This window comes from Sphingomonas sp. PAMC 26605 (assembly GCF_000241485.1).
Lineage (GTDB): Bacteria > Pseudomonadota > Alphaproteobacteria > Sphingomonadales > Sphingomonadaceae > Sphingomonas.
The window spans coordinates 1,640,310-1,653,434 of the sequence record NZ_JH584241.1; the positions used below are offsets into that span (position 1 = coordinate 1,640,310).

Genomic DNA, 13,125 nt, shown 5'->3' on the forward strand with positions numbered 1-13,125 from the left:
CCAATAACCGCTGTCAGGGGGCGTGAGCCGGCTGTGACGGTCTGGGATCGGGGCGACCGCCAACGTGCGACGATCAACTCGTGGAAGAGGTGAAAATGTCGTGGTGCTGCGGCTGGACGCCGAGAGGCCGGGTGCGATCGTCGAGCCGCCGCTGCGGTTTTTCCACGCGTTCGTGCGTTACCACTTCTCGAAGGAGATGAGCGATGAACCCGAACCACATTCCGGGTAACGAGCCTGACGCTGATGACATGTCGACGGAGCCGGGTATCGGCCTGCCAGATGAGTCGACCGATCATGGACTGCCAGGTGACGAGGCCGAGAAATTGGGCGGCTTCGCCTGAGTCGGAGGTTATCGTGACGCGCGAGAAGATCACTCACGGCGCCAACGAGCGCGCGATTGATGAGACGATCGCAGGCACCGCACCCGGCACCCTCGACGATGTTCTGCTGCGGCACAGGAGCTGCCAGAGCCGCCGACCGACGACGAGGTAGCGCGGATCGCGGAGAAACTGGGGGCGCCTGTGCCCCAATCACAGGAGACCCCGATCGCGAATAACGACGAGCACGGGACTGATACCAGCCTGCGCGGTCTCTGCTTATGTCGTCGGCTCCGGTGGCTCCTCGCCGCTCGGCTGCCTTGGCTACGCTGTGTGTGCAGAGGAGATAATGGCGCAAGAGCAGGACCTAGGGCTTCGCTTTGAACGGATCGTCGTCCCGAACGGTAGCTCTGGCACGCACGTCGGCTTGGCCGCAGGGCTGAGGGCGGCCGGAGACGAGCCCGACCGGATCGAATCGTTCATCGTCCTTGCCCCAGTCGAAAAGGCGCGGGCAGTCACCACCGAACTTGCCGTGCGGACCCTGGCGCTCATCGATCGGACTTGGGAGTTTGTCGAGGGCGACATCGTCGTCACGGACGGCCAACTTGGCGAGGGCTATGGCGTGCCGACCGACGCGATGTTCGAAGCGGTACGACTGGTGGAACGCGCTTCGGCCACCCACGAGCGACTCGGGGCGCGAAGGTCGCCTCCGCAATCGGCGCGGATCGCGCCGGCGGTCGCCCCCACCCCCCGCCGCGGCAGGCCCTGCCCGGTGGCTCCACTCCCCTTAAACGCGCAGTTTGAATGTCTTGCGCAACGCCGCCGCCCGTCTCCGGTTTTTACCTCAGGGATGCACCGGATGACCGATGCAAGCGCTTCGGATAGCTCCCACACAGCCGATCGGTAACGGCATTCTGGGGGGAGATTTAAGGTGAGTTTGCAACGGACCACCATGGTGTCGGAGTCGAGTCCGCCACCGCATGACGCCCTTTGGCTCGCGCTGGATCCCGAATGCAAGCTGCTCATCACGCGCGACCTCACGGTCCGATACGCCAATTCGGCGGCTCACAAACTCGTGGCGGACGGACGCCTCCGCATCGGCCATGACAATCGCCTGCGACTCGGTACCGCGGAGGCGACCGAGACGCTGGCGGAACTGGTGATGACCGCTGCCAAACAACAGCGCTGGCGGCGGCGGCTCGTCACGGCGCTGGGGGAGAATCGCTGGCTGACCGCTTCGGTCACGCCCGCCTCGCTCAGCCCGACGCACAGCCTGCTGCTGACGCTCCACGACATCCGACTCGATGGCGACATCGATCCGGGCCCCGCGGCGGACGCCTTTCACCTGTCGGCGAGCGAAGTTCCGATCCTGAAGGGACTGTTACGCGCCGATAGCCCGAAGCAAATCGCAATTGATCTCGGCATATCGGTCCATACCGTGCGATCGCACATCCGTTCGATCTTCGCGCGGATGAATGTCCACAGCACCGCCGAAGTCATCAAGGCGGCTTTGAACATCGCAATGTTTAATCAGGACCATCACTGATCAAACGGAATAACCCCGTTTGGCGTTTTTAATATGCTGCTAACCGATACTATTGTTGCGTCGTCACTCAGACGACGCTTCACCCAACAGGAGAGCATCATGAAACTTCGCTACGCCATCCCCGCCGCGCTCGCTGGTCTCGTCGTCGCCGGCTCGGCCAACGCCGCCGGCCTGACCACGACCGGCACGATCCCCTCGGTCTGCAAGGTCGATGTCACGCAGCGCGCGTTCGATCCGCAGAAGACCACGATCCAGAACATCGCGGGCGTCGTGCTGACCTGCAACAATGCGGGCAACCACTCGGTCACCGTCGATGCGCAGAACGGCTATTTCGCCGGCCCGTCCGCGACGCAGGTCGACTACACCATGACGATGGACCTGGATGGCAATCTGCTGCCGTTCAACAATCTCAACCTGACCAGCGCACCGGTGAGCTCGCCGGTCGGCGCCCCCGACGCGAACCTCGCGGCCGGCCTGCCGGGCAACTTTTCGGTGACGCTGCTTTCGAAGCCCTTCCTCGCTGGCGCCTATAGCGAGACTTGGGACATCACGATCGCGTGATCTCTGGCGGGCGTCGACCGCTGCGCTGCAGGCCGTTGGGGCGCAGCGGTCACGCCCGCTTTTTTCCACCCATCCGGAGATTTGTATGAACCGCTGGACCCGCTTCGCACTCGCCACTGCCGGTATCACGATGTGCCTGCCGACCGCCGATGCCTACAGCGTCCAGCCGATGACCTACCACCTGACGCCGACGGGATCGGGCAGCACGACGCGGTTGATGGTCAACAACACGCACGACACGCTGTTGAACGTCGAGGTCCAGCCCTTCGCGGTCACCGCCGATGTCGCGGGCAAGCGCATGTTCACGCCCGCGCCGCGCGATTTCCTGATCTTCCCGCCGCAGGCGAGCGTCGCCCCGGACAAATCGCAGCTCGTCCAGATCCGCTACGTCGGCTCGCCCGACCTGCAGCGCGGGAAAGTCTATGTCATGCGGGTGCACCAGACCAATACGGTGACGCTCACCAAGGAGGATCCCGCCACGTCCTCGCCCACGCGGCTCAACGTGGCGCTCCATTTCAACACAACGGCGATCGTCGAGCCCAAGGGTATCGAGTCCGATCTGGTCGTCAGCAAGGAGCTCGCGGCCGACGCCGCAGGCGTGCTGCACGGGCAACTTACCAACCGCGGCAGGGGAGTCGCGGATCTCAGCCGCTTCAGCTGGATGATCGATCGCGGGGGAAAGATCGAGCAGCTGCCCAACGAGAAGGTGCGGTACGGCGATGCCGTCTTCATCGAACCGGGGGCAAGCCGCGACTTCACGTTCGCCGATACGATCCGAGGGCCTGCCCGGCTGGTTTTGCCAAAGCCGGGGACCAACCATGGAAATGCGATGCAATGATCGCCGCCTGCGCTCCACCGCCGTGCTGCGCGCAGGCCTCGCCGCGGCGATGCTGACGGCCCCGCGCGCGCTGTCGGCGGCGCCCGCCGTCGCGCCGCGGATCGAGCTGCCCGCCATCGCCGCGCTGTTCGACGACGCCGTCACCGGTGGGCAGGACGTGCCGCGCGCGTCGCCCGGGCCGACCGTCGATCTCGAGGCGCCGCTGTTGCTCAACGGTCGCTTGATCGGGGAGATCGACGTCAGCGCCGATCTGATCGGCAACGGGACGGTCGACGCCAAGCGCTTCCTCGGGTTGCTGACGCCGCTGCTCGATCCGCAATTGATCGCGGCGCTGCGACTGCGGATCGCCGGACGCGCGCGGGTCAAGGCTTCCGACCTGAGCGTCTCGTCGCTCGCGGTCCGTTTCGACTCGGCCGCGCTCGAGCTTCACGTCACCGCGCCGACCAGTGCGCTGACGCTGCAGAATCTGAGCCTTAGCGGGATCGGCATTCCCCGCCCCGAGATGTTCCAGCCGCAGGCGCGCTTTGCGGGCGGGGTCGCGCTGGCGGCCGATCAGACCTTCATCGAATCGGGCCCCGATGCGGGACGCGCGCCGTTCCGGCTGAGCGCCGACGGCTTCGTCACGGTCGGCGCCTTTCCCGGGCTGACGCTGCGCGGGGGCGGCACGTTTACCGAGCGCGTGGGCGGCTACACGTTCGAGCGCGAACAGACCCGGCTGAGCTATGACTGGTTCGCAAAGGCGATCCATGCGGTCGCGGGCGAATTCACCTCGACCGCGACCGGCTTCCAGGGTGCGGGGCAGCTTCTCGGGATCGGGATCGCGCGCGATTATGCCGGGATCCGACCGTTCGAGAACATCCGCCCTTCGGGGCGGGGTTTCGTCACGATCGAGCGCGCCTCGACGATCATCGTCGAGACCAACGGCGTCGAGACGCGGCGGCTGCGCGTCGATCCCGGCCGGTATCAGCTGACCGACCTGTCGTCGCAATTCGGCGCGAACGACGTGCGCCTGCTGATCGAGGACCAATTCGGCCGGCGTGAACTGGCGAGCGCGAGCTTCTTTGCGGCCACCGCGATGCTCGCCGGCGGGCTGACCGACTTCGGCTTCCATATCGGCAAGCAGACGTCCAACCAGGGCGGGTATGACGGGCCGTTCACGCTGACCGGCTATGTCCGCCACGGGTTCGGCGACGTCGTCACGCTCGGCATGGGCGCACAGACGGCGGGGAGCGACTGGCAGCTGACCGGCGAAGCGGTGGTCGGCACGCCGATCGGGCTGTTCCGCGCGCAGGCCGCCGCGAGCCGGATCGACGGACGCGGCGGCCAGGCGTTCAGCCTCGACTATCTGCAGACGTTCGAATGGGCCGGGGGAACGTGGAACCTGACGATGCTGGCCAACAGCTATTCGTCGCGTTTCGGATCGCCGTTCGACCGCAACGGCCGCTTCAACGACACGGCGTGGCGGATCGACGGGCGGATCGACTATCGTCGCGCCGATTTCGGGCTCGGGCTGACCGCGAGCATTGGGCGATCGCGCGCGAACGATCAGCGCGACGGTGTCGAAGCCACGGGCTATGTGTCGCGCGGACGCCTCGTTTTCACCGGGACCGCGGGGATCGAGCGCGAAGGCGGCGGCGCGTGGGGGCCGCGCGTGTTGCTCGGTGTTTCGCTGCGGCTCAGCCGGCGCGTGACGGCATCGCTGCAAGGCGACAGCAACCGCAGCCAGATCGTCGCCGAGATTGATCGCAGCCCGGTCGACCAGGTCGGCGATCTTTCCGGTCGGCTGCAAGTGCGCCGCAGCGACGGCGCGATCGGGCTCGCCGGCGAAGCGCGCTATTTCGGCAACCGATTCATCGCCGGGGTCCAGCAAAGCGACGTGTTCGCGACCACGACCGCCATCACGCCGAGCCACGAGACACGCGTGCGGTTCACGACCTTTGCGGGCTTCGCCGACGGCGCGGTGGCGATCGGGCGTCCACCCTTCGGCGGCTTCGCGATCTACGACCGGCATGCGACGCTCGCGAACGCCCAGGTCACGGTGCGCGACGAGAGCGGTCTGCTGGTCGGGCGGCAGGACTGGCTGGGCTCGGCGCTGGTGCCCTTCAACCGGGTGTTCAGCCCGGTCGAGCACAGCTACGACGTCGATCCGCTCCCGGTCGGATACGATCTCGGCGAAGGACGGCTGCTCGCCTTCCCCGGCGCCGCGTCGGGGTATCGCGTCGCGGTGGGCTCCGACGCCTCGCGCGTCGCGCTCGGCTTCCTCGTCGCCCCGTCGGGTCCGCTCGCCAATTTCTCGGCAGAGGCGCGCAAGCTCGGCGGCGATCGGCTGACCCGCCCGTTCTTCACCAACGCCGAAGGCCGCTTCGCGATCGATCGCCTCAGCCCCGGCACCTATCTCCTGCTGATCGGCGGTACCGAAGTCGCGCGGATCACCATCCCTGCAAAATCGGAAGGACTGGTGGATGTGGGTCGCCTCGCCGCCACGGCTCCTTAGGATCGCGCTCTGCGCGCTCGCGCTCGTCGTCGCGGCGGGCGATGCGCGCGCGTGCGCGGTGCGGCTCGGCCCGATCGTCTCGTCGCCGATCGCCTATGATCCGTTCGCGCTCGGATCGGCGAACGGATCGCTCGGCATCAGCGTCGACCTGGCCGACGGCGACACCTGCGACACGATCATCGCGCTGACCAACGCGGGCGGATCGCCCCTGCGCGAGTTCCGGTTCGACAGCGGCGGGCGCAGCATCGCGCTGCGCGGCGAACTGCGCGAAACCGCCGCCGTGCATGGCACGGGCAGCCCCGACAGCGTCCGGGTCCATCTGTCGCCCGACACGCCGCATGCCGATCTGCTGTGGCGCCTCGTCTCCAGCGAGGACGGCGTAGTTCCCCCCGGCGATATTCCGCTCGACATCGTCGCGGCCCCGACCTTGTCGAGCGGATCGACCGTGCCGAGCCGTGGGACCTTGATCCTGCGCTCGGTCGCCCGCGCCCAGGCCAATCTCGCGGGCGTGGTGGGGACGTTCGATTCGGGCAGCCAGGCGCAGACGATCGATTTCGGCATCCTCACGACGGGCGCCCAGCGCAGGGTGTTCCTGCAGGTTCGCGCCAATGTGTTGGCGCATCTCAGCTTCTCGTCCGAACACCGGGGTTCGCTCGTCAACGAGGGGGATGCCCGATACCGCGTCGGCTATCAGCTCGCGTTCGACGGCGTGGCGCTCGACCTTTCCGCGCCGCAGCAGCGCGAGGTCACCGCGCCGCTGTCGATCGCCGGCACCGCCTTCCCGATCGACGTGACGATCGGCGACGTCCGCGGCGCGATGGCGGGCCGCTACAGCGACACTGTCTCGATCGAGGTGTCGCCTTGATTTGATAGGGCTGTTTCGGCCATAAGATTCAGGGGGCATGTGTGCAACGGGTTGAGGGTAGCGTAGCGAGTCCTGAAACGAGAAGCCCCGTGGGCGCCCACGCGGCCCGCCCGGCGCGTACGTCGGTGTTTATCCGATACGGGTACGCAATCCTCCTCGTCGCCCTGTTCGTCGCCGTTCGAGCGACGCTGTCGCCCTTGCTTGGCCATGCCGTCGGCTTCACCTTCTTCACCCCCGCCGTTCTGGCGGCCGCCGCGCTTGCCGGTACCGGCCCCGCGCTCGCCTGCGCGATCCTGTCGGGCGGCACGGTCTACGTGCTCTATCTCTCGGGCCGACCGGAGGCGGCTCCGCTGCTGATCATCTTCGAGGGGGTGAGCCTCGGGATCATCCTGATGACGCGTCAGATGGAGCGATGGCGCGATCGCGCGCAGCAGGTCGGCGACTTCGCGCGGCTCGAGGCGCAGGAGCTCGCATTGCTGATCGACGGGCTCGAGGACCATGCGATCTATCTGACCGATCCCCAGGGCAAGGTGCTGCGCTGGAACCGAGGCGCCGAGCGCCTGAAAGGGTGGAGCGAGGATCTCATCCTCGGGCGGTCGTGGGACCTTTTCTACACCGACGAACAGGTGGCACTGGGGCAGCCGCAGCGTGACCTCGAGCATGCGCGCACGCATGGCGGTTTCGCCGCGGTCCTGCCGCGCCGCCGTGCGGACGGATCGACCTTCCTCGCCGACGTCCGCGTCTCCGCGCTGCGCGCGCCGAGCGGCGATATCCTGGGATATGCCAAGATCGTTCGGGACGTGACGCACGAGATGGAGGCGATCGCCCGGATCGAGTCGAGCGAAGCGCAATTGCGCTCGATCCTCGATACCGTGCCCGAGGCGATGGTAGTGGCCGACGGCACGGGCGCGATCGTATCGTTCGGCACCGCGGCGGAGGCAATGTTCGGCTATTCTGCTGCGGAGATCATCGGGCAGGACGTGTCGCTGCTCCTTCCGTTCCCGAAGCGCCAATGGCACAGCAACGTTATCGCGGACTATGTCGCGCGCGGCTACGACGCGAAGATCGGCCAGCGCCGGCGCGTCATCGGGCAGCGCGCCGACGGCACCGAATTCCCGGTCGAACTGGCGATCGGCAGCACGAGCGGATCCGGGCGCCGGTTGATCACGGCCTTCATGCGCGACATCACCGAGCAGGAGGAACGCGAGGCGCGCGTGTGCGACCTGCAGGCGCAACTCGTCCACGCGTCGCGCATCAGCGCGATGGGAACGCTGGCGTCGACGCTGGGCCACGAGCTCGCGCAGCCGATGACCGCGGTCGCGACCTATCTCGAAGGGTGTCGATCGCTCCTGCGCCGCAGCCGAGCGTGTGACCTGAAGGTGCTGGGCGAGGCGCTGAACGTAGCCAGCAACGAGGCGATCCGCGCCGGAACGATCCTGACGCGGCTGCGCGAGTTCGTACAGCGCGGCGAACTCCTGCTCGAGGTCTATCCGATCCGCACGCTGATCCACGAAGCCACGACCTTGATGCGCGCACAACTGACCGAGCACGGGATCAAGCTCCACAATCGTCTTCCGGCCCAAACGGTGAACGTGATCGCCGATCGAATCCAAGTCCAGCAGGTCTTCGTCAATCTGCTCCGAAACGCGATCGAAGCGATGGAAGGCTGCGACGATCGCGAAATCTGGATCACGTGTCGCGTCGGATCGGCGAGCGCCGTCGAGATCGACGTGGTCGATTCGGGACCAGGCTTGCGCGAGGACGTGCAGGACGATCTCTTCCGCGCCTTCCGCACGACCAAGACCATGGGGATGGGGCTGGGCCTGTCCATTTGTCAGACGATGATCGAAGCACAAGGAGGGCGCATCGAAGTCCTCCGAGCCGAAACCGGTGGCGCATGCTTCCGGTTCACGTTGCAACGCGAGGAGCCTGATCATGAATCGGAGCAATTACAGTTCGCCGAGCCAAAGCCAGCTTCCCGTCATCCACGTCGTCGATGACGAGGAATGGGTTCGCTCCTCGATCGCCTTCCTGCTCGAGAATGAAGGATATCAGGTCTTCCATTGGGAGGACGGACACTCGTTCCTGGAACGCGGAACGCGCAACGGCACCAACGAGATCGCGCTGATCGACATCCGGATGCCCGAGCTCGACGGATTCGACGTTCAGGCCCGATTGAACGCGGCCGACGATCCCCTGCCCGTAATCCTGCTGACGGGGCATGCCGACGTCAATCTGGCGGTGCGGGCGATGAAGGGTGGCGCGATCGATTTCATCGAGAAGCCATTCGAGGCCATGGTGCTGCTCAACGCCATACGCGAGGCACTCGCCGAGCGCGCCGTCACCACATTGCGCCGGAAACGCTACAGCGAGGCGGCGCGCGCGGTGGAGCGGCTGACGGAGCGCGAACTTGAGGTGCTCCAGGGGCTCACCGCTGGCGGCTCGAACAAAGAAATCGCGCAACGGCTCAACCTCAGCCCGCGAACGGTCGAGACGCACCGGGGCAGCCTGATGGCTAAGCTCGGCGCGACACGATTGTCGACCGCGCTGCGGATCGCCTTCCTCGCCGAACTCGACGAAAAGGTGGAGGGGCTATAAAGCGGTGACGGTATTGCGGAAGCGCCGTCTTCGTTTGGCGCCCGCCTACAACGCGCGTGGCGCAACCGTCGTGTCACGGGCGCCTACCGTTGAGCTGCTGCCGGTTTCGTGGACACCGAGTTAAGGTGTCTTTGGAACCGGAGGATGAAGATGAACGCGTTGTCGGTCGGCGTGCCAGGCCACGAGAAGTCGAGCACCGCGCATCACATCCGCCGCCGCCATCAAAATGTGGTCCGGCCACCCGATGTATCGAAGGTGGCGGCAGTCGTGAAGCTGCACTCCTCACTGGCCATGAAGCACACCATTGCGGCGGTCTCGTCGATCTCGCCTAAGCGACCCATCGGGATTTTCGAGCGCATATACTCCACCTGGCTGGGCGGAAGCTGGGCGAGGATCGGGCTTTCGAACGTCGCCGGGGTAATCGCATTGGCGACGACGCCTTTGCCCGCCAGTTCCTTGCCGAGCGACTTGGTGAGCCCGATGACCGCTGCCTTCGACGCCGAATAGGCCGAAGCGTTGGGGTTGCCTTCCTTGCCGGCCACCGACGACACGTTGACGATCCGACCATAGCCGTTCGCCAGCATGGCCGGCACGATGGCGCGGTTGCAATAGAATAGGCCGTTGACGTTGATCGCCATCACGCGAAGCCAGCTATCGACGGGGTAATCCTGGACCGGCGCGGTCGAGCCCGTGATGCCGGCCGATGCGACGAGAATGTCCACCTTGCCGAGCGCGGCAACGCTGTCGCGCGCGGCTCGCTCTACTGCTGCATGGTCGGACACGTCCAGCGCGACGACGTGGGTCGCGCCGATTTCCGCCCGGGCATCGGCCAGCGAATCGGCGTTCATGTCCCACAGGGCGACGGTGCCGCCCTCGTCGACGATACGTTTAGCGACGGCCTTGCCCAGCCCCGACGCACCGCCGGTGACGATCGCACAACGCCCGGAAAAACGGCCCGCGAAACGGGTGGGGGACACGCTCATGCCACGGCCGCGAGGTCGAAGGCGATCACGTTCTGACACTGCTCGCCCAGCTTTTCGACGCCGAGCCGCACCGTATCGCCTGGCTTCAAGAAAATTGGAGTGGGTCTCTGCCCCTCACCCACGCCGGGGGGCGTCCCGGTCGTCAACACATCGCCGGGATGCAGCGTGATGAAGCGCGAGACATAGGCGATGCAGTGCGCGACCGGGAAGATCATCGTCCTTGTGTTGCCGGTCTGGCGGCGCGTGCCGTTGACATCGAGAAACATGTCTAGCGCCTGGCAATCGCCAACCTCGTCCGGCGTGACGAGCCACGGACCGACGGGGCCGAACGTGTCGCACCCCTTGCCTTTGTCCCACTGGCTACCGAGTTCCTTTTGAAAGGCGCGCTCGGACACGTCGTTGACGAGAACATAGCCCGCTACATAATCAAGCGCGTCCGCTTCCTCGACGTAACGGCAGGTTGTGCCGATGACGATGCCGAGTTCGACTTCCCAATCGGTCTTTTGCGAACCCCGCGGAATCATCACCGGGTCGTCGGGGCCGGTCAGGCACGAAATCGCCTTGGTGAAAAAGACAGGCTCGGGTGGTACCGGCAGGCCGGCTTCGGCCGCGTGATCGGCATAGTTGAGGCCGACCGCGATAAATTTACCGATACCGTTCACCGGGACACCGTAACGCGGCGCACCGCCGACCAACGGCAGCGTTTCGGGATCGATCGTTCGCAGGAGAGCGATGCTTTCCGGGGTCACCTCGATCGGAGTCAGATCGGGGATGAGGGCCGACAGATCACGGATGCAACCGTCTTTGTCGACCAGACCGGGCCTTTCCTCACCCTTCGTACCGTAGCGGCAAAGCTTCATCGCGCGTTTCCTCAGTGCGTATAGGGACGGCGCAGCGGCACGTCGGGATTTAACGAAACGCCGAAGCCCGGCGCATCGAGCGCGCTGGCCTTGATCCGGCCGTTCACCGGCACGGGTTCCCCCAGCAGTTGCGGAGCGAACATCGGCACGACTTCGGTCGGCCCCGGGTGCATCATCAGAAACTCGGCGAACGGCGAATTGTGGCGCGTGACGACGAAATGGTAACTATAGACCGACGATCCATGCGGGATCACGAGTTTACCATGGGCATCGGCAAGCGCGCTGATCTTGAGCAGTTCGGTAATGCCGCCGCACCAGCCGACGTCGGGCTGGAGGATGTCGCAGCACTCCATTTCGAGCAGCATCCGGAATCCCCAACGGGTCGCTTCATGCTCGCCGGTGGTGACGAGCATTCCGCGGGGCACGTTGCGTCGCAGTGCTGCATAGCCCCAATAATCGTCCGGGCTGATTGCCTCCTCGATCCATTTCAGACCGTATTCGTGGCAGGCGATGGCAAGGCGCGTCGCGTAATCGACGTCGAGCGCCATCCAGCAATCGTACATCAGCCAGAAATCGTCACCGCATTTTGCGCGCATGTCGGCGAGCATGGCCACGTTCTTGTGCAATCCTTCGAGCCCCTCGGCCGGGCCGTGGTGGAGTGGCATCTTGCCGCCGATGAATCCCAGGTCCCGGGCGATGTCGGGTCGCGCGCCGGTTGCGTAAAACTGCAGTTCGTCCCGCACCGCGCCGCCCAGCAAATGATAGACCGGTTCCTGCCGAAGCTTGCCGAGCAAATCCCACAGCGCAAGATCGACACCAGAAATGGCGTTTACGACCAGTCCCTTGCGCCCGTAATATTGGGTGGAGAAATACATCTGGCCCCAGATTTTTTCCGTCTCCGCGGGATCGCGGCCTTCCAGGAAACGGGCGAGATGCTTTTCGACGATATAACATGCCGGCTCGCCACCAGTGGTGACTGCAAAACCGATCGTGCCGTCCTCTGCTTCAATCTCGACGACCAAGGTACCCAGCACGTTGATGCCGAAGCTGCGGCGCGACTGGCGGTATTCCGGATAACGGCTCATCGGGGTGGCGATGTGGTCATCGATCCAGTGATCACCCGACTGATCGTGATAATCCGCGCCGCCACCGGTGGCTGTAAAGGCGCGGACGTGCTTGATCTTCGGCAACATCCTCTACTCTCCCGTTGCCCGATCCTTAACAAAATTGCCGCGATACGAGCAACAGGTATTTTCATATAATGAAACGCCGTTTAAGAGAATGGGATGGATGTGGAGCATAACGGCCTAACGACCAGCGGCGGTGCGGCCGGCATCCAGACCATGATGCGTGGTCTCGACGTGATCGAGGCGGTTTCCGACGGGACAGGTACGCTCAACGAGCTTGCCGAACGGCTCGGCCTGACGCGCAGCACGACGCATCGGTTGGCGGCATCGCTCGGCGAACGCGGTTACCTCGCGTTCGCGCCGCGCGAGGGATACCGACTGGGGTCGAAGTTGCTAGCGCTCGGCCATCTCGCCCACGCGCAGACCGATCTGATACAAACGGTTCGCCCGCACCTCGAAGCGCTGTCCGATCAGACCGGGGACGCGGTGCATTGCGGCGTGCTCGATAACGGCCAGGCTTTGTATCTCGACAAGATGCCGGGCCGCCGGCGGATCACCATCTCCAGCCGCGTCGGCGATCGTCAACCCCTGAGCTCGACGGGCCTGGGCAAGGCCCTGATGCGCGATCATCACCCCGATTACTGGCGCGAACGCTTTGCCGCCGATCGCAACGGCGCCGACCCTGTGATCTGGGAAGGTCGCATGCACGACTATGCCGCCGCCGGATGCGCATTCGACCTCGAGGAAAACGAGGATCAGATCCGGTGCGTGGCACCGCCCGTGCGCGATGCCGCCGGGCGCGTCGTAGGCGCGATCAGCGTGTCGAGCGCGGCGCAATATATGAGCGACGACCGGATGAACGCGTTATCGCCCATCGTCGCGCAGACAGCGTTCGCGATCGGGCACGATCTCGGCTGGAGCCAAGGAGAGTGAACC

General features: G+C 65.4%; 13 protein-coding genes. 10 read left to right on the top strand and 3 right to left on the bottom strand.

The window, feature by feature from the left end; all coding sequences use genetic code 11:
- Positions 1-203 precede the first annotated feature (203 nt).
- From RH90_RS23380 to RH90_RS07675, 9 genes are all read left to right on the top strand, one after another.
- Positions 204-341 carry a hypothetical protein gene (locus RH90_RS23380; protein ID WP_157134549.1) on the top strand — a complete coding sequence of 46 codons (138 nt, stop codon included), beginning with the start codon at positions 204-206 and terminating at the stop codon, positions 339-341.
- A 232-nt stretch (positions 342-573) separates the two neighbouring features.
- The gene (locus tag RH90_RS22055; RefSeq protein WP_269724305.1) at positions 574-1,224 is read left to right on the top strand and encodes a pyridoxal-phosphate dependent enzyme; all 651 of its coding nucleotides are present in this window, start codon (positions 574-576) and stop codon (positions 1,222-1,224) included.
- Between the two features lie 24 nt (positions 1,225-1,248).
- A complete protein-coding gene (locus RH90_RS07645) occupies positions 1,249-1,863 on the top strand; it encodes a helix-turn-helix transcriptional regulator (RefSeq protein ID WP_157134550.1) in 615 nt (204 codons plus the stop codon).
- Between the two features lie 99 nt (positions 1,864-1,962).
- Complete coding sequence (locus RH90_RS07650) at positions 1,963-2,424, top strand: hypothetical protein (RefSeq protein WP_010184892.1); 462 nt, start codon at positions 1,963-1,965, stop codon at positions 2,422-2,424.
- An 85-nt stretch (positions 2,425-2,509) separates the two neighbouring features.
- Positions 2,510-3,262, top strand: coding sequence for a fimbria/pilus periplasmic chaperone (locus RH90_RS07655; RefSeq protein WP_010184894.1), 753 nt, complete (start codon positions 2,510-2,512; stop codon positions 3,260-3,262).
- Positions 3,243-5,756, top strand: a complete 2,514-nt coding sequence (locus tag RH90_RS07660) for a fimbria/pilus outer membrane usher protein (protein ID WP_157134551.1) — start codon at positions 3,243-3,245, stop codon at positions 5,754-5,756. The genes RH90_RS07655 and RH90_RS07660 overlap by 20 nt, the downstream gene beginning before the upstream one ends.
- Positions 5,725-6,621 (top strand): hypothetical protein, encoded by an 897-nt coding sequence (locus RH90_RS07665; RefSeq protein ID WP_010184897.1) that lies wholly within the window; start codon positions 5,725-5,727, stop codon positions 6,619-6,621. Before RH90_RS07660 ends, RH90_RS07665 begins: the two co-directional genes overlap by 32 nt.
- An 89-nt stretch (positions 6,622-6,710) precedes the next feature.
- Complete coding sequence (locus RH90_RS07670) at positions 6,711-8,621, top strand: PAS domain-containing sensor histidine kinase (RefSeq protein ID WP_010184898.1); 1,911 nt, start codon at positions 6,711-6,713, stop codon at positions 8,619-8,621.
- Entirely contained in the window at positions 8,557-9,219 is a 663-nt protein-coding gene (locus tag RH90_RS07675; RefSeq protein WP_010184899.1) for a response regulator transcription factor, read from the top strand. Before RH90_RS07670 ends, RH90_RS07675 begins: the two co-directional genes overlap by 65 nt.
- 221 nt (positions 9,220-9,440) lie before the next feature.
- Here RH90_RS07675 and RH90_RS07680 read toward each other — a convergent pair whose 3' ends face one another.
- Genes RH90_RS07680 through rhmD form a run of 3 tightly spaced genes read right to left on the bottom strand, consistent with a single transcriptional unit; the run spans position 9,441 to position 12,255 of the window.
- Positions 9,441-10,202, bottom strand: a complete 762-nt coding sequence (locus tag RH90_RS07680) for an SDR family NAD(P)-dependent oxidoreductase (protein ID WP_010184901.1) — start codon at positions 10,200-10,202, stop codon at positions 9,441-9,443.
- Positions 10,199-11,062, bottom strand: coding sequence for a fumarylacetoacetate hydrolase family protein (locus tag RH90_RS07685; RefSeq protein WP_010184902.1), 864 nt, complete (start codon positions 11,060-11,062; stop codon positions 10,199-10,201). Before RH90_RS07685 ends, RH90_RS07680 begins: the two co-directional genes overlap by 4 nt.
- An 11-nt stretch (positions 11,063-11,073) precedes the next feature.
- Positions 11,074-12,255, bottom strand: coding sequence for an L-rhamnonate dehydratase (gene rhmD / locus RH90_RS07690; RefSeq protein ID WP_010184903.1), 1,182 nt, complete (start codon positions 12,253-12,255; stop codon positions 11,074-11,076).
- A 93-nt stretch (positions 12,256-12,348) separates the two neighbouring features.
- On the opposite strand from rhmD, the gene RH90_RS07695 reads away from it, so the two are divergent.
- Positions 12,349-13,122: an IclR family transcriptional regulator gene (locus tag RH90_RS07695; protein WP_010184904.1), complete on the top strand. Its 774-nt coding sequence runs from the start codon at positions 12,349-12,351 to the stop codon at positions 13,120-13,122.
- Positions 13,123-13,125 lie beyond the last annotated feature (3 nt).